At 64.9% G+C, this 16737-nt stretch carries 16 protein-coding genes; 8 read left to right on the top strand and 8 right to left on the bottom strand.

The annotated features are described in order from the left end of the window. The first annotated feature begins 40 nt into the window (after window positions 1-40). From topA to Ga0080574_RS06230, 4 genes are all read left to right on the top strand, one after another. On the top strand, window positions 41-2734 hold the full coding sequence (topA, locus tag Ga0080574_RS06245) for a type I DNA topoisomerase (RefSeq protein WP_076696165.1): 2694 nt from the start codon (window positions 41-43) through the stop codon (window positions 2732-2734). Window positions 2735-2910: 176 nt separating this feature from the next. Further along, a complete protein-coding gene (locus tag Ga0080574_RS06240; protein ID WP_076696163.1) occupies window positions 2911-3465 on the top strand; it encodes a L,D-transpeptidase in 555 nt (184 codons plus the stop codon). Between the two features lie 113 nt (window positions 3466-3578). Beyond that, window positions 3579-4283 carry a CoA transferase subunit A gene (locus Ga0080574_RS06235; RefSeq protein WP_076696161.1) on the top strand — a complete coding sequence of 235 codons (705 nt, stop codon included), beginning with the start codon at window positions 3579-3581 and terminating at the stop codon, window positions 4281-4283. After that, window positions 4283-4909: a 3-oxoacid CoA-transferase subunit B gene (locus tag Ga0080574_RS06230; RefSeq protein WP_076696159.1), complete on the top strand. Its 627-nt coding sequence runs from the start codon at window positions 4283-4285 to the stop codon at window positions 4907-4909. Before Ga0080574_RS06235 ends, Ga0080574_RS06230 begins: the two co-directional genes overlap by 1 nt. A 75-nt stretch (window positions 4910-4984) precedes the next feature. Here the strand turns inward: Ga0080574_RS06230 and Ga0080574_RS06225 are convergent, their stop codons facing one another. From Ga0080574_RS06225 to Ga0080574_RS06215, 3 genes are all read right to left on the bottom strand, one after another. Continuing rightward, window positions 4985-5539: a phasin family protein gene (locus tag Ga0080574_RS06225; protein ID WP_076696157.1), complete on the bottom strand. Its 555-nt coding sequence runs from the start codon at window positions 5537-5539 to the stop codon at window positions 4985-4987. Window positions 5540-5839: 300 nt separating this feature from the next. After that, a complete protein-coding gene (locus Ga0080574_RS06220) occupies window positions 5840-6286 on the bottom strand; it encodes a phasin family protein (RefSeq protein WP_076696155.1) in 447 nt (148 codons plus the stop codon). Between the two features lie 131 nt (window positions 6287-6417). After that, window positions 6418-8211: a PHA/PHB synthase family protein gene (locus Ga0080574_RS06215; protein WP_076696153.1), complete on the bottom strand. Its 1794-nt coding sequence runs from the start codon at window positions 8209-8211 to the stop codon at window positions 6418-6420. Window positions 8212-8376: 165 nt separating this feature from the next. Between Ga0080574_RS06215 and phaZ the strand changes: the two genes are divergently transcribed. Further along, window positions 8377-9639, top strand: coding sequence for a polyhydroxyalkanoate depolymerase (gene phaZ / locus Ga0080574_RS06210; protein WP_076696151.1), 1263 nt, complete (start codon window positions 8377-8379; stop codon window positions 9637-9639). Window positions 9640-9863: 224 nt separating this feature from the next. On the opposite strand, the gene Ga0080574_RS06205 is transcribed toward phaZ, so the two are convergent. From Ga0080574_RS06205 to Ga0080574_RS06195, 3 genes are read right to left on the bottom strand one after another with little or no spacing between them, the layout of a single operon-like run. Beyond that, entirely contained in the window at window positions 9864-10400 is a 537-nt protein-coding gene (locus tag Ga0080574_RS06205; protein ID WP_156876445.1) for an adenine phosphoribosyltransferase, read from the bottom strand. Between the two features lie 11 nt (window positions 10401-10411). Then, window positions 10412-11035, bottom strand: a complete 624-nt coding sequence (locus Ga0080574_RS06200) for a LysE family translocator (RefSeq protein WP_076696146.1) — start codon at window positions 11033-11035, stop codon at window positions 10412-10414. Further along, window positions 11032-11907 (bottom strand): S-methyl-5'-thioadenosine phosphorylase, encoded by an 876-nt coding sequence (locus Ga0080574_RS06195; protein ID WP_076696144.1) that lies wholly within the window; start codon window positions 11905-11907, stop codon window positions 11032-11034. The genes Ga0080574_RS06200 and Ga0080574_RS06195 overlap by 4 nt, the downstream gene beginning before the upstream one ends. A 243-nt stretch (window positions 11908-12150) precedes the next feature. Here Ga0080574_RS06195 and Ga0080574_RS06190 point away from each other — a divergent pair, with 243 nt between their 5' ends. Continuing rightward, window positions 12151-13782 (top strand): SulP family inorganic anion transporter, encoded by a 1632-nt coding sequence (locus tag Ga0080574_RS06190; RefSeq protein WP_076696141.1) that lies wholly within the window; start codon window positions 12151-12153, stop codon window positions 13780-13782. Window positions 13783-13981: 199 nt separating this feature from the next. Here Ga0080574_RS06190 and Ga0080574_RS06185 read toward each other — a convergent pair whose 3' ends face one another. Further along, entirely contained in the window at window positions 13982-14584 is a 603-nt protein-coding gene (locus tag Ga0080574_RS06185; protein ID WP_198039779.1) for a flavin reductase family protein, read from the bottom strand. 77 nt (window positions 14585-14661) lie between these two features. On the opposite strand from Ga0080574_RS06185, the gene Ga0080574_RS06180 reads away from it, so the two are divergent. After that, entirely contained in the window at window positions 14662-15147 is a 486-nt protein-coding gene (locus Ga0080574_RS06180; RefSeq protein WP_076696139.1) for a GNAT family N-acetyltransferase, read from the top strand. Window positions 15148-15197: 50 nt separating this feature from the next. After that, a complete protein-coding gene (locus Ga0080574_RS06175; protein WP_076696137.1) occupies window positions 15198-15950 on the top strand; it encodes an EcsC family protein in 753 nt (250 codons plus the stop codon). A 297-nt stretch (window positions 15951-16247) separates the two neighbouring features. Here the strand turns inward: Ga0080574_RS06175 and Ga0080574_RS06170 are convergent, their stop codons facing one another. Next, on the bottom strand, window positions 16248-16613 hold the full coding sequence (locus Ga0080574_RS06170; protein ID WP_076696135.1) for a VOC family protein: 366 nt from the start codon (window positions 16611-16613) through the stop codon (window positions 16248-16250). Window positions 16614-16737: the final 124 nt, after the last annotated feature.

Raw genomic sequence — 16737 nt, 5'->3', positions numbered from 1 at the left:
CTCAGCCTGCGGTCGTATTTCCAGGAAAGGTGGTCATTTCATGCCAGTCGTCGTCGTCGAGTCCCCGGCTAAGGCCAAGACAATCAACAAGTATCTGGGATCCGACTACACCGTTCTCGCCTCCTACGGCCATGTCCGCGACCTGCCTCCGAAGGACGGGTCTGTCGATCCCGAGCACGATTTCGCCATGACCTGGGAAATCGCCAACGACTCGCGCAAACATGTCGCCGCCATCGCCGAGGCGCTGAAATCCGACAACGCCCTGATCCTCGCGACGGACCCCGATCGCGAGGGCGAGGCAATTTCCTGGCACCTGAAAGAGGCGCTGACCAAGCGCCGCTCGATCAAGAAGGACACGCCGGTCAGCCGCGTGACCTTCAACGCGATCACCAAGGCGGCCGTCACCGAGGCCATGGCAAACCCGCGCGAGATCGACGCGCCGCTGGTCGAGGCCTATCTGGCCCGCCGCGCGCTCGATTATCTGGTGGGCTTTAACCTGAGCCCGGTGCTCTGGCGCAAGCTGCCGGGCGCGCGCTCGGCGGGGCGGGTGCAATCGGTCTGCCTGCGGCTCATCGTCGAGCGCGAGATGGAGATCGAGGCGTTCAAGCCGCGCGAATACTGGCAGGTGAAGGCACTGCTCACCACGCCGCGCGGGCAGGAATACGAAGCGCGGCTCACCGTGCTGGGCGGCAAGAAGCTCGACCGCTTCGATATCGAGAACGCCACACAGGCCGAGCTGGCGGTGCAGGCGATCACCTCGCGCGCGCTGAAGATCGCCGGGGTCGAGGCCAAGCCCTCCACCCGCAACCCGGCGGCGCCCTTCATGACATCGACGCTCCAGCAGGAGGCGAGCCGCAAGTTCGGCATGGGCGCGCGCGCCTGCATGAGCGCGGCGCAGCGGCTCTATGAGGCCGGCCACATCACCTATATGCGGACCGACGGCATCGACATGGCGCCCGAGGCGGTCAGCGCCTGCCGCGACGCCATCGCCGACCGGTTCGGCAAGGATTACGTGCCCGGCAGCCCGCGCATCTACAAGAACAAGGCGAAGAACGCGCAGGAAGCGCACGAATGTATTCGCCCCACCGACATGACCAAGGATGCGGCGAGCCTGAAGCTGCGCGAGGACGACCAGCGCAAGCTCTACGATCTGATCTGGAAGCGCACGCTCGCCTGCCAGATGGAGGCGGCGCGGCTCGAGCGCACCACAGTCGAGATCGCTTCCGAGGACGGCCAGGTCGGCCTGCGCGCCACCGGACAGGTGGTGCTTTTCGACGGCTTCCTGAAGATCTACGAGGAAGGCCGCGACGACGTGGCCGACGATGACGACAAGCGCCTGCCGCAGATCATGCAGGGCGAGCCGGCGGCCTTTGCCAAGGCGAGCCTTCAGGCGCAGTTCGACAAGGCGGGGGAAAAGGCCGACGCGGTGATCGACGACAGCGCCCCCGGCATGCAGAGCAATGGCGCCGCCGTGCTGTCGGAGAACGGCGCGGTGCTGGCCACACAAAGCCACACCCAGCCGCCGCCGCGCTACACCGAGGCGACGCTGGTCAAGAAGATGGAAGAGCTGGGCATCGGCCGCCCGTCGACCTATGCCAGCGTCATCGGCACGATCCAGGATCGCGAATATGTCCGCAAGGAACAGAACCGCCTGATCCCCGAGGACAAGGGCAGGATCGTCACGATCTTCCTGCTGAACTTCTTCCGCACCTATGTGGGCTATGAGTTCACCGCCGAGCTGGAGAACGAGCTCGACGAGGTTTCGGCGGGCGATCTCGATTACAAGCAGCTGCTGGCCAAGTTCTGGCGCGATTTCTCGGCGGCGATCGCCGAGACCTCCGAGCTGCGCATCGCCGAGGTGCTCGACGTGCTCGACGACGCGCTGGCGCCGCAGCTCTACCCGCCGCGCGAAGACGGCTCCGATCCGCGCATCTGTCCGAAATGCGGGCAGGGGCGGCTGCATCTCAAGACTTCGCGCACCGGCGGTTTCGTCGGCTGCGGCAACTATCCCGAATGCACCTATACCCGCCCCATCGCGGGCGAGGGGGCCGACGGCGAGGAGCGTCTGCTTGGCATCGATCAGGAGGACGAGATCTGGCTCAAGGCGGGCCGTTTCGGACCCTATGTACAGCGCGGTGAGCCGACGCCCGAGAACAAGAAGCCGCCGCGCGCCTCGCTGCCGAAAAAGGGCGGGGCGTTCCTGCCGGGCTGGTCGCCGGATGACATGACTCTGGAAAAGGCGGTGACGCTGCTGACACTTCCGCGTGAGGTGGGCATGCATCCCGATGGCGGCGTGATCAAGGCGAACCTTGGCCGCTTCGGCCCCTATATCATGCATCAGGCCCCCGACGAGGAGAAGCCGGTCTATGTGAACCTCAAGGAATTCCAGGAGGTCTTTGAGATCGGCATGAACCACGCGGTCGAGCTTCTGGCCGAGAAACGCGCCAATCCCGGACGCGGGCGCGGCTCTGCCGCCAAGGCGCTGAAGGAGCTGGGCGACCACCCGGATGGCGGAAAAATCGCTGTCTACGAAGGGCGTTACGGGCCGTATGTGAAGTGGGAAAAGGTCAACGCCACCCTGCCCAAGGATCTGGAGCCCGGCGATGTGAGCCTTGAGAAGGCGCTCGAGCTTCTGGCGGAGAAGCAGGCCAAGAAGGGCGGCAAGAAAAAGGCGCCGGCCAAAAAGCCCGCGGCCAAGAAGAGCACGGCCAAGAAAACCACCAAAAAGGGCTGATCTGGCGCGCCAGCGCCCGTCGACCGCCCTCTAAAAGCCGCCCGGCGCCACTACGCCCGGGCGGCTTGTGACATGTGGTATGGAACATTTTGCAAGATAATGTGTTTGGAAAATGCTATGTATCTGCCCCAAGTGATGGGCAGTACTCTCAGATGATAATCAAGAAGGGCAAAGTGATGTCCGCTCGAACATACTCACGCCGCACGCTGCTTGGTGCGGCAGGTGCCATGGTTTTGGCCCCGGCGCTTCCGGCCCAGGCAAAGCCGCTCATACGCCACAACATTTCCAGCTTCACCATGCAGGATTGGCGTGACCATTTCGAGACGCTGGGTGTCGCCAGCATCGTTGCCGACACCAATTCGCGCGCGCTGCATTTCTGGTCCGGAGACGGGCGCGACTATCGCGTCTATCCGACCTCCGTTCCCAAGACCGACGAGCTGACCAAACGCGGCTATACGGAAATCGTGCGCAAGGTGGTCGGCCCGTCCTGGACGCCAACGGCGTCGCAGCTCGAACGCTTCCCCGACTGGAAGCCGATCCCGCCCGGGCCGGACAACCCGCTGGGCACCCATGCGATGTATCTGGGCTGGCCCGCCTACATCATCCATGGCACCCATGACACCCGCAAGATCGGGCGTCGCAGCTCGGACGGATGCATCGGGCTCTACAATGAAAAAATCGCTGAACTTTACGCACTTTGCCCCATCGGCACGCAGGTGCGGGTGATCTGAGGCGACCGTAGTGATCGGGACGTAAAGGCGGTGTCGCAATGGCGCCGCCTTCGTTGACTCTGGACCTGTCGCACGGCACAAAATGCCCGATAGCTTCAGGAGGGGAGATTTCCATGAAGAAGGTCTATGGCTCGGCAGCAGAAGCGCTGGACGGCCTGCTCGAGGACGGGATGCTGATCGCTGCCGGCGGCTTCGGCCTCTGCGGCATTCCCGAATTGCTGATCGACGCCGTTGTCGAGAGCGGCGTCAAGGATCTGACCATCGCCTCGAACAATTGCGGTGTCGACGGGTTCGGCCTCGGCAAGCTGCTCGATACCAAGCAGATCAAGAAGATGATGTCCTCCTATGTGGGCGAGAATGCCGAGTTCATGCGCCAGTATCTGAGCGGCGAGCTGGAGCTGGAGTTCAACCCGCAGGGCACGCTGGCCGAGCGCATGCGCGCCGCGGGCTGTGGCATCCCGGGCTTTTACACCAAGACCGGCGTCGGCACCCAGATCGCCGAGGGCAAGGAGGTCAAGCAGTTCGGCGGCGAGGATTACATCCTCGAAGAGGGGATCTTTGCCGATCTCTCCATCGTCAAGGCGTGGAAGGCCGACACCACGGGCAACTGCGTCTTCCGCAAGACCGCGCGCAACTTCAACCCGCCGGCGGCGATGTGCGGCAAGATCTGCGTGATGGAGGTCGAGGAGATCGTCGAGCCCGGAGAGCTGGATCCCGATCACATTCACCTGCCGGGCATCTTTGTGCACCGCATCATCAAAGGCGAGCATGAGAAGCGGATCGAGAAAGTCACCACGCGCAGCCGGGAGGAGGCGTAATGCCCTGGGATCGCAATCAGATGGCCGCACGGGCGGCCGAGGAACTCGAAGACGGCATGTATGTGAATCTCGGCATCGGTATCCCGACGCTGGTCGCCAACTATGTGGGCGACAAGGAGATCACGCTGCAATCGGAAAACGGCATGCTGGGCATGGGCCCCTTTCCCTATGAGGGCGAGGAGGATCCCGACCTGATCAATGCCGGCAAGCAGACCATCACAGAGCTGCCCAAGACGGCCTATTTCGACAGCGCCATGTCCTTTGGCATGATCCGGGGCGGCAAGATCGCGGCGGCGATCCTGGGCGCCATGGAAGTGGCCGAGAACGGCGACCTGGCGAACTGGATGATCCCGGGCAAGCTGGTCAAGGGCATGGGCGGCGCCATGGATCTGGTGGCCGGCGTGGGCCGCGTGGTGGTGGTGATGGACCACACCAACAAGCACGGCGAAAGCAAGGTGCTGAAGGCCTGCACCCTGCCGCTGACCGGCACCGGTGTGGTCAACCGCATCATCACCAATCTCGGTGTGCTTGATGTGGTGGAAGGCGGGCTGAAGATCGTCGAGCTGGCCGATGGCGTGACAGAGGACGAGCTGCGCGCCGCCACCGAGGCGACCATCGTCAACTGATCGCGGTATCTTAGTGAAACCAAAAAAAACGCGGCCCCGGAGGCCGCGTTTTCCGTTTCAGCGCTGTCTGCGCGCTCAGCTCGTGCTGCTGGACGCGGTCGTGCCGGTCTTGCGCGTGGTCGCGGTCGAGGTGCTGCGCTTGGCCGGAGCCGCTGCGGCGGGCTTGGCGGCTGCGGCGGGCTTGGTGGCAGCGGCGGTCGCCTTTTCGGCGGCCTCTTCGGTTGCCTTGGCGGTGGTCGCGGCGGCAGCCGAGGCATCATCCGCCAGATCCTTGCCGGTCGACATCATCAGCTCGAGCGTTTCGCTCTGCATCTGCTTGGCGACCTCGCCGAGTGCGGTCATGTGGCTGGTGGCGCTTTCCATCTGGGCGGTGGCGAAATCGCTCATCGCCTTGGCGTAATCCGCCGGGTCGGATTTGGCCTTGGTCATATCACCCATGCGGCCGAGCGTTTCCATCGTCCACTGCATCGAGATATCGGTGGTCTTGCCAGCCGCGCCGAACGCGATGTTCGACAGCTTCTCGCCGAATCCCGCAGACGTCGCCCAGGCGCCCTCCATCGCATCGGAATCCATCGGCCAGTTGCCCATCATATCTTTGAAAGGTTTCGTGAAATCTTGCGTCAGTGCCATTGTGTCTCTCCTTGCGGAATTGCGGCGGGTGCCCCGCCTAGGCTTACGCTGCCTTGAGTGTGGCATTCTGCGGCGCAGCAGCGCAAGGCTGCCAGCCGCGATTTCAGAAAAGCGTCACGAAATGCGCGGGACTCCGCCGTCACCGGCGAAGGGTCGCACCGCATCCGTGCAAGCTTTTGCAAATAAAGAAAAAAGGGGCGAGCTCGCAATATGAACCCGCCCCCACGTCATTGCGCCGGATTGGGAGGAGAGGGGCGCAATTTCTGATCCGGGCCCCGGGAGGAGAGGCCCGGAAACCGATTACTTCGCGGTCGCTTTCTTGGCGGCCGAGGTCATGTCGTCGGTGGCTTTCTTGACGGCGGCGCTGGCGTCTTCGGTGAAGTCCTTGCCGGCGGCCATCATCAGTTCCACGGTGTCCATTTGGACCTTCTTGGCGATCTCGGCGAAGGCGGCCATGTTCTCGGCGGCAACTTCTGCCTGAGCCGACGCGAAGTCGGACATCGCCTTGGCGTAGTCAGCCGGCTCTTTCTTGACCTTGGACATGTCGGTCAGCTTGGTCAGCGTGTCCTTGGTCCACTTGGCGGAGATCTCGGTCGATTTTTCAGCGGCTTCCAGAGCCACGGCGGAGAGCTTCTCGTTCAGCGTCGCGGTGGTCTTGAAGGCTTCGTCCATGGCTTTGGTGTCCACGGGGAACGCGCCCATCATGTCTTTCATCATGGTGGTGAAGTCTTGGGTCTTGGCGGCCATTGTCATATTCCTGTCTGTCTGCCTCGCGGGCCCACCCCGCGAATTCATCAGCTCCCTAGAATATGAATGCTGCACCGCAGCATTTCAAGGGAAATTTCTGCGATGCAGCGCAATTGTGCAACCGGTTGATTTTACTGATTGGCCTTTACGCGTACGTAAGTTCCGGGGGCCGGCTCGAGCGCGGGATGCTCCGAATCACCGGGCTGACGCGCCGGCACCAGCTTGCCCGAACGCTTGCGTAGCCAGGCTTCCCATTCCGGCCACCAACTGCCCTGATGATACTCAGCCGTCTTCTGCCAGGCCTCGGCATCGAGCTTGAGGTCGGGGTTTAGGTAATGGCCGTATTTCTTTTTGCTGGGCGGATTGACGATGCCGGCGATGTGGCCGGATTCCGACAGGATGAAGGTCTTCGAGCGCGAGCCCATCTTCTGCACGCCGCGATAGCAGTCTTTCCAGGCGGCGATATGGTCGGTCTCGGCGGTGATCGAAATCAGCGGCACATCCACGTCGTTGATGTCGAGCGTCTCGCCCATCAGCTCGAACTTGCCCTCCGAGAACTGGTTGTCCTGGCAGAGCCCGCGCAGATACTGCATCGCCATGCGGCCGGGCAGGTTGGCGCCATCGCCGTTCCAGTAGAGCAGATCGAAGGCCGGCGGGGTCTCGCCCATCATGTAAGAGCGGATCGCCGGCGTGTAGATGAGATCGTTGGAGCGCAGGAACGAGAAGGTCCGCGCCATGATGAAGCTTTTCAGGATGCCGCTCGCCTTGATCTCCTCCTCGATGGCGTCGATGAAATCATTCTGGAGGAAGGGCGTGAACTCGCCCTGATCGCTGAAATCGGTGAGCGCGGTAAAGAAAGTGGCGGATTTTATCTGCTTGTCGCCGCGTTTCTTCAGCAGCGACAGGGTGAGCGCCAGCGTGGTGCCGGCGATGCAGTAGCCCACCACATTGATGCGCTCGACGCCGCAGATCTCGCGCACCAGCCGCATGGCGGTGAGGAAACCATCCTCGATGTAATCCTCCATGCCCACGTCGCGATAGCTCTCGTCGGCATTGATCCAGCTCACCACAAAGAGCGTGTAGCCCTGATCGACGATCCAGCGGATCAGGCTGTTCTCAGGCTTCAGATCGAGAATGTAGAACTTGTTGATCCACGGCGGGAAGAGCAGCAGCGGCGTCTCGCGCACCTGATCGGTGGTGGGCGAATACTGGATCAGCTCCATCATGCGGTTGCGCCAGACCACCTTGCCCTCGGCGGTGGCGATGTTCTCGCCGATGGAGAAGGCGTCTTCATCCGCGAGCCGCACCACCAGCTCGCCGTGATTGGCTTCGAGATCGGCAACGAGGTTTTCCAGGCCCTTCACCAGGCTCGCGCCCTCGGTCTCCAGCGCCTTTTGCAGCGCATCGGGGTTGGTGGCGAAGAAATTGGTCGGCGCCATCATGTCGGTGATCTGCTGCGCGAAATAGCGCAGCCGGCGCTTTTCGGTGTCGTCGAGCTCTTCGATCTCGTCCACCGCGCCGCGGATCGCATCGGCATTGATGAGATATTGCTGCTTGATGAAGTTGAAATAGGGGTGGCTGTCCCAGAGCGGGTTCTTGAACCGGCGATCGCGCGGGCCGGGATCCTCAGGCGGGGCGAGCTTGCCCTCCGACAGCGCCTTCTGCGCCTCGATGAAATGCGACAGCGACTTGCCCCAGAACCCGACCTGCTGCTCGAACACCTTGGTGGGGTTGTTGAGCCATTCCTGCCAATAGGCCTGCGCGGCCTTGGCATAGAGCGTGGGCTCGGGACCGCTGAGACCGGTGGGCATCGGTTTGCGATGCGCCAGCGCATCCATCAGGCGCTGGGTCAATTCCTCGACTTTCGCGAGATTGTCTTCCAGTTTCTCGCGTTCCGGGCTGACGGTGGCGGCTTTTGTTGTCATGAGCGCGAATCCCCCCTATCTTCTCCCAGACTTAGAATAACGATGCCAGTGCCGCGGTCAAAGCGGCGAATTGGTTTGACATCGGGTGGGTCTTGGGTGCAGCGGAGGGGTGCAGGCCAGGGCTGAAGAGAGCCCGGTCGAGCCGTGAAACAGGAGATATCGCACATGCGTTACATGGCGACCTACGACCTGATGGAATCCCTTCGCAACACCAACCAGTGGCTTGGCGCGACAGCCAAGGCCATGGCCTCTTATCCTGCGCTCGCCGCGTTGCCCAATCCGGGCATCGCGTGGATGGCGGCGTGGGGCGAGGTGACGGAGCGCAGCTTCAAGCGCATGGTGGTCAAACCGAGCTGGGGCATCCGCAGCATCACCTGCGACGACGGCAAGGACCACCTGGTGCAGATCGAGACGGTGGTCGAAAAGGATTTCGGCGATCTCATTCATTTCAACGTGCAGGGCCGCGAGGAGAAACCGCGCAAGGTGCTGCTGGTGGCGCCGATGTCGGGGCACTATGCCACGCTGCTGCGCTCGACGGTGATCTCGCTCATCCCCGATGCCGAGGTCTATGTGACCGACTGGAAGAACGCCCGCGACATTCCGGTGAGCTGCGGCAAGTTCGATATCGAGGATTACACGCTCTACCTGATGGACTTCATGCGCGCGCTGGGGCCGGAGACCAACGTGATCGCGGTCTGCCAGCCGGCGCCGCTGACGCTGGCGGCCACCGCCTATCTGGCAGAGCTCGATCCGGACGCGCAGCCGCGCACGCTGACGCTGATCGGCGGCCCGATCGACCCCGATGCCACGCCCACCGAAGTGACCGATTTCGGCAACCGCGTGACCATGGGCCAGCTCGAGGAATCGATGATCCAGCGGGTGGGCTTCAAGTACAAGGGCGTCGGCCGGCTGGTCTATCCGGGCCTGTTGCAGCTCAGCTCCTTCGTGGCGATGAATGCCGACCGCCACTCCAAGGCCTTCAACGAACAGATCCTGCGGGTGACGCGCGGCGAGGGCTCGGATCATGACGCGCATAACCGCTTCTACGACGAATATCTCGCGGTGATGGACATGACGGCGGAGTTCTACCTGTCGACCGTGGAGCGGATCTTCAAGAATGGCGAGATCGCGCAGAACCGCTTTGTGGTGGCGGGCAAGCAGGTGGATATCGGCAAGATCACCGATGTGGCGGTGAAGACCGTCGAGGGGGCCAAGGACGATATCTCGGCCCCGGGCCAATGCGTGGCGGCGCTGGATCTCTGCACCGGGCTGCCCGACAGCAAGAAGGCCAGCCATCTGGAGCCGGGCGCGGGCCATTACGGCATCTTCGCCGGCAAGAGCTGGCGCAACAATATCCGCCCGCTGGTGCTCGATTTCATCGACACCAATGCCGGCACCCCCCGCAAAAAGGCCGCCAACGCGGCCTGACCTGATGGTGCGCCTGCGGCGCGCAGCCTGTCTCGGCCCCCGTCTTTGTCGGGGGCCTCGGCGCCTCTGGCCGGTCTGATACATCAAGAGCGGCGTCGCGACGCGTGGCGGTCTTTCAAGGGCGTATTTTTGAAAGAGAAGACGGGCAGGGGCGGCGCGTCTGCTCTTCTTCTCTTTTTCAAATACGCATATCCGGCAGTTGGGCCGGGTGCTGTTTTTCGGGGTCAGAGACCCTCGAAGGCGCAGAGCGCGTGCACATCCATGCCCATCGCGTCGAGCCGCGCGCGCCCGCCCAGATCGGGCAGATCGACGATGAAGGCGCAGCCGATGATCTCGCCGCCGAGCCGTTCCACCAGTTTTATGCCCGCCTCGGCGGTGCCGCCGGTGGCCAGCAGGTCGTCGACCAGCAGGATGCGTTCGCCGGGGGCGATGGCGTCGTCATGGATCTCTACCACCGCCTCGCCATATTCCAGCGTATAGCTTTCCGAGATCACGGCGCCAGGCAGCTTGCCCTTCTTGCGGATCGGCACGAAGCCCGCCGAGAGCTGATGCGCCACCGCGCCGCCGAGGATGAAGCCGCGGGCCTCGAGCCCGACCACCTTGTCGAACCGCATCCCGGCATAGGGGTGCAGCAGCTGGTCGATGGCCATGCGGAAACCGCGCGGATCGGCGAAGAGCGTGGTCACGTCGCGAAAGACGATGCCCTCATGCGGGAAATCGACGATGGAGCGGATATAGTCGCGAACCTGTTTCTGGGCGATCATGGCGGGCCTCAGTTCGCGCGGCGCAGGGTGGCGGTGAGCACGCCCATGCCGATCAGCGCGGCGCCGCCGGCGCGGGTGAGCCAGGCGATGATGCCGGGCCGGGCCACGGCGCTGCGCAGCCTGTCGGCGGCCAGCGCATAGACCAGCACGTTGATCGCCGCGAGGCCCACGAAGGTGGCGATCAGGATGACGAATTGCGGCAGCAGCGGCGCGGAGGCGTCGATGAATTGCGGCACGAAGGCGATGAAGAAGGCGATGCTCTTGGGGTTGAGGGCGGTCACGGCGGCGGCATGGGCGAAGACGCCTCTTGCGGTGACCTCGGCGCGCGGGATCGCGAGGCCTTCCTTTGGGGCGGAGCGGATGAGTTTGATGCCGAGCCAGACCAGATAGGCGGCGCCGATCCCTTTCAGCGCGGTGAAGAGCGTGGCCGAGGCCAGCACCAGCGCGCCGAGCCCGGCGAGCGACAATGACATGGCGGTGAAATCGCCGAGCGCGACGCCGGCGGCGGAGGCAACGGCAACCGAGCGGCCCTTGGAGAGCGCGTAGGAGAGCACCAGCAGCACGGTGGGGCCGGGGATCAGCAGCAGCGCGGTGGAGGCGGCGACGAAGGTCAGCCAGAGATCGAGACTCATGTCAGCATCCTTGCGGCAACGGCGTCGAGTTTGGACATCAGCATCGGGTCGCGTTTCTCCGGTGCGGTGAGCAGGGCGTAATCGAGGGCGCGGTCGCAGCCATGCGGGCAGGGCGTGCGCTCGGCCCCCAGCAGTCCTGGCAGCCGGCTGACCAGATCGCGGGCCTTGTCGGCATTGCCGGTGAGGATCTTGACGATTTCGGTGATGTCGACGGCGCCGTGATCGGGGTGCCAGCTGTCGTAATCGGTGACCATGGCGACCGAGGCGTAGCAGAGCTCGGCCTCGCGGGCGAGCTTGGCCTCGGGCATATTGGTCATGCCGATCACGTCGGCGCCCCAGCTGTCGCGGTACATCTTCGATTCCGCGAGGGTGGAGAATTGCGGGCCTTCCATTGCCAGATAGGTGCCGCCGTCATGCACCCGGATGCCCGCTTCGCTCGCGGCGGTCAGGCAGGCGGCGCCGAGGCGCGGGCAGGTAGGGTGGGCCACCGAGACATGCGCGACGCAGCCGCTGCCGAAGAAACTCTTCTCGCGCGCGAAGGTGCGGTCGATGAACTGATCGATTACGACGAAATCGCCGGGCGCCATCTCTTCACGGAAGGAGCCGCAGGCCGAGACCGAGATCACATCGGTGACGCCCAGCCGTTTCAGCGCGTCGATATTGGCGCGGTAGGGCACGGTGGAGGGGGAATGCACATGGCCGCGCCCGTGGCGGGGCAGGAAGGCCATCTTCACGCCGCCGAGCGTGCCGGTGAGGATCTCGTCCGAGGGCAGGCCCCAGGGCGATTCGACCGCCACCCAGCGTTTGTCTTCCAGCGTGTCGAGATCGTAGACGCCCGATCCTCCGATCACGCCGATCATGGTCTCTGTCATGCAATCCGCTCCGTGATATCCTTGGGCGAAGCGTGCAACGGCGTGGCGGCGAAGGGAAGGGCCGGGCGGCAAAAACGCCCTCTCGCAGCGGGTTGCGGGGGCGGTATGCGCAGGAAAGCCGTGACTTTCGCCGCCCCGCTTGTATGAGTGCGCGCAAGGGGCCGATTTCGAGCGTATGGGTGGCGTTTTTCGCTGCGGTGCAGTATCTGCGGCCTGCGTGCAAGCAACGAACAGGACAGCTCCATGGCCAAGGCCCTACTGGCGCGCTACGCCAGCCGCATTTCCATGCCCGATCTCAGCATCCACCCGACCGGGCGGCTGACGCCGGGACAGGTCAAGACCGATCTGCTCTCCGGGCTGACCGTGGCGCTGGCGCTGGTGCCCGAGGCGGTGGCCTTTGCCTTTGTCGCGGGGGTGCACCCGCTGGTGGGGCTTTATGCGGCCTTCATGGTGGGGCTGATCACCGCCGTGTTCGGCGGGCGTCCGGGGATGATCTCGGGGGCGACCGGCGCGCTGGCGGTGGTGATGGTGGCGCTGGTGGCCGATCACGGCGTCGAGTACCTCTTCGCCACGGTGGTTCTGATGGGGCTGTTGCAGATCTTTGCCGGGGTGATGCACTGGGGCAAGTTCATCCGGCTGGTGCCGCATCCGGTGATGCTGGGCTTTGTGAACGGGCTGGCCATCGTGATCTTCATGGCGCAGCTCACCCAGTTCAAGGTGCCGGGCAGCGCAGAGGCCTCGGGCCATGGCGGCATCGGCGGCGGTGAGTGGCTGAGCGGCACGCCGCTATTGGTGATGCTGGGGCTGGTGGCGCTGACCATGGCGGTGATCTGGCTGCTGCCGAAGCTGACGCGCATCGTACCGGCGCCGCTGGCGGGGATCGCGGTGACCGCGGCGCTGGTGATCGCGCTGGGGCTCGATACGCCGCGGGTGGGCGACATGGCCTCGATCGAGGGCGGGTTCCCGGCCTTCCACATCCCGATGGTGCCGCTCAACTGGGAAACGCTGGAGATCATCCTGCCCTATGCGGTGATCCTCGCCGCCATCGGGCTGATCGAGAGCCTGCTGACGCTGAACCTCGTGGGCGAGATGACCGGCCAGCGCGGCGGCGCCAGCCAGGAATGCATCGCGCAGGGGCTCGCCAATACGGTGACCGGGTTCTTTGGCGGCATGGGCGGCTGTGCGATGATCGGCCAGTCGATGATCAATGTGAATTCCGGCGGGCGGACCCGGATCGCCGGCATCGTGGCGGCGCTGTTCCTGCTGAGTTTCATCCTCTTCGCCTCGCCGCTGATCGAGCTCATTCCGCTGGCGGCGCTTGTGGGGGTGATGTTCATGGTGGTGATCGGCACCTTCGCCTGGAACTCGCTGCGCATCCTGTTCCGGGTGCCGCTGACCGATGCCTTCGTGATCGTGCTGGTGACGGTGGTGACGGTTTACGAGGATCTCGCCGTGGCCGTGGTGGTCGGGGTGATCGTCTCGGCGCTGGCCTATGCCTGGAACAACGCCCGCCGCATCCATGCACGCAGCTACGTGACGCCGGAGGGGGCGAAGGTCTATCAGGTGCAGGGGCCGCTGTTTTTCGGCTCGTCGGAGGGCTTTGCCGAGCTCTTCAACGTGGCGGAGGATCCGCAGACGGTGATCGTGGATTTCGCCGACAGCAGGGTGGTGGACCAGTCGGCGCTTCAGGCCATTGAGGCGGTGGCGGCGAAATACCAGGCGGCCGGAAAGCGGCTGCAACTGCGCCACCTGTCGCGCGACTGTCACCGGCTGCTGACCAAGGCGGGGCATCTGATGGTCGATAGCGACGACGATCCGGATTACGCGCTGGCAGTGGATTACCATGTGCGCACGGGGATCCTCGGCGGGCATTGAGGCCGCAGGGATTGCGCCGCGGGCGTTGCCCGCGACGCCCGGGGGCGCGCCGCTGACGCGGCGCGCCCTTTTCGTTTGTATCTGGCGAGGACGCCTGCGGCGCGCGTGTTGGGGCGCTGCCCCGTCGGCCTGCGGCCGACTCCCCGGGATATTTTGGGCCAATGGAAACCGGGAGAGTGCGCTGACTGACGGTGGCAGCTTATTCGCCGGGGCGTTTGAGCGAGAACAGCTCGCGCACCACCGTATAGTCGCGATAGCCCAGCCGCGAGAGCGGGTGGAAGCGGGTGATGTCGAAGATGCCATCGACCAGGCAATCGTCGCGCAGATGCACGCCGGTGACCTCGCCGAAGGTCACGAAATTGGACTTTCCGGGCAGTTGCACGATCTGCACGACCTTGCATTCCAGCGCCGCCGGCGCGCGCGCCACGCGCGGGCAGTCGATGGTTTCGCACTCGGCTTTTTCCAGACCGGCCATCTCGAACTCGTCCTGCCCGGCCTGCCATGGACCCGAGCTGAGGTTCATCGCGTCGCGCATGGCGTATTCGACGATGTTCACGCAGAACACGCCCCGCTCGCGCAGCTGGGCGACGCTGTCCTTGGTGTCGCCGCGGTCGTCCTTGGCGGAGGTCGAGGCGAACATCACCTGTGGCGGCACATAGGCCACCGCGTTGAAGAAGCTGTAAGGTGCGAGATTGTCGCCGAGCGCGCCCCGGGTGGAGATCCAGCCGATCGGGCGCGGCGTGACGATGGCATTGAACGGGTTGTGCGGCAGGCCGTGGCCATCTTCGGGGCGGTAGAACATCGCTGTCCTTTCAGATATTTGCACCTATAGAGTCTGGAATAGGCCGGTTCGCGGCCAATTGCACGGGAGAAGCGGCGCTGTTCACGCTGTCACAGGAAAAGCCCGACGACTGGTGGGAGATCGAGGCGCTATACGATCTCAGCTTTGCGCCGGGGCGCACGGCGCTCTCCTCCTATCGGCTGCGCGAGGATGTGCCGCCGGTCGCGGAGCTGTGCCGCATCGCGCGCGACGAGACCGGCATTCTGGGCGGTGCGATCCGCTACTGGCCGGTGCGCATCGGCGCCTGGCAGGCGCTGCTCCTGGGGCCGGTGGCGGTGCACCCGACGGCGCAGGGCGAAGGCCTGGGCGCGGCGCTGATCCGCGACACGGTGGAGCGGGCGCGGGCTCTGGAATGGGCGCGGGTGCTGCTGGTGGGCGACGAGCCCTATTACCGCCGTTTCGGATTTCGCAAGCTGAGCGGGGTCGAGATGCCGCCGCCGACCAACCCCGAGCGGGTGCTGGGGCTGGAGCTGGCCCCCGGCGCCTGGGAGGGGGTGACGGGCGAGGTGACGCGCGGCGCTTGATTTCGCGCGCCGGCATGCCGATCTTTCCCACAGGCAGGAAAGGGAGCGCCATGACCGGAACCGAGCTTGTTCCTCTCGATACCAGCGGCGAGATCGCCGCGCTGGCGCGGCGCTATCGCGCGGCGGGCGGTGTCGGTTTGCAGGTGCTGAACCTGATCGGCGGGCAGGCGGAGAACCTGCTCGAACGGCTGCCCGACCGGGTCAAGGACCGGCTCGAGGGCGCCACCGAGCGCGCGCTGGAGACCGCGCTGCGCGCCGCTGCGGGCTCGCGCGGGGTGGTGCGCGACCAGAAGGGCTGGCTCAACACCGCGCTTGCCACGGCGATGGGGGCGGCGGGCGGCGCCGGCGGTCTGCCCTCGGCGCTGGCGGAGCTGCCGGTGACCACCACGGTGTTGTTGCGCACGATCCAGGGCATCGCCGCCGAACAGGGGTTCGACCCCGATGCGCCGGAGATCCGCGCCGAATGCCTGGCGGTCTTTGCCTCCGCCGGGCCGCTGGCACAGGATGACGGGGTGGATATGGGCTTTCTCTCGGCGCGGGTGACGCTGACCGGCGCGACGGTGCACGGGCTGATCCGCCGGGTGGCGCCGCGGCTGGCGACGGTGCTGGGGCAGAAGCTGGCGGCGCAGACGGTGCCGGTGCTGGGGGCGGCGGCAGGCGCCGCGACCAACTACGCCTATACCAGTTATTACCAGCAGATGGCGCATGTGCATTTCGGCCTGCTGCGTCTGGCGCGCGAGAGCGGGCAGGAGCGCGCGGCGCTGGTCGATGCGCTGAAAACCGAGCTGGCGCGGCTTGGTTAAGCCTTTCTCAAGGTTAATCGCCTAACAGGGTGGGGCGGAGCGGCAAAGTCCTTCTCCGCAGCCCCGCCCGGACATGCACGGGGGCCGCCGGATCGTGGTCTCACCGGTTCCCGGGCAGGGGTAATCCCGCGCAGAAGGTGCGGGCAGTGTCCGTTGCCAGAAGGGCATCGGCGCGCGACAGAACAGACTACGCCCGGCCGCGGAGAGGCTCCGGTCTGGCCGGGCGGCTTTGTCTGTAGGCGCATTCGGGCTTACCGCTTACAGGTGCTCCGAGAGCGCGCACCCGTGTGAAAGGTGTCACTCTGCGTGCGGCTCCAGCAGTTCGATGCGGTTGCCGAAGGGATCGTCCACATAGATCCGGCGCAGGCCGGGCAGGTCGATGTCGCGGCGCCAGGACAGGCCGGCGCGATCCAGACGGGCGATCATCGCGTCGAGATTCGCGACCTGAAAGGCGGGGTGCGCCTTGCGGGCGGGGGCAAAGGGCTCTTCGATGCCCAGATGTACGCGCAGCGCACCGCCTTCGAACCAGACGCCGCCACGGGAGCGCAGCGGGGCGGGTTTCTCGACCGGGTCCAGCCCCAGCACATCCGCATAGAAGGCGATGGCCTCGGCCTCGCGACCGCGCGGCATGGCGAGTTGTATGTGGTGCAGGGAGAGGAGCATGGGCGTGTCCGATTTTGGTATGCCTTGGTATACCGTATCGGGTGCGGGGGAAGATGTCGAGCGGGTGATGGAGGAACCCCGCCCTACGGGTGCGGGGCAGGGTGGGGGTTCACCCCACCGCGCA

It is taken from the genome of Salipiger abyssi (assembly GCF_001975705.1).
Lineage (GTDB): Bacteria > Pseudomonadota > Alphaproteobacteria > Rhodobacterales > Rhodobacteraceae > Salipiger > Salipiger abyssi.
The sequence above is the reverse complement of the archived record's forward strand: the minus strand, read 5'-3'. Positions and strand labels throughout refer to the sequence as shown.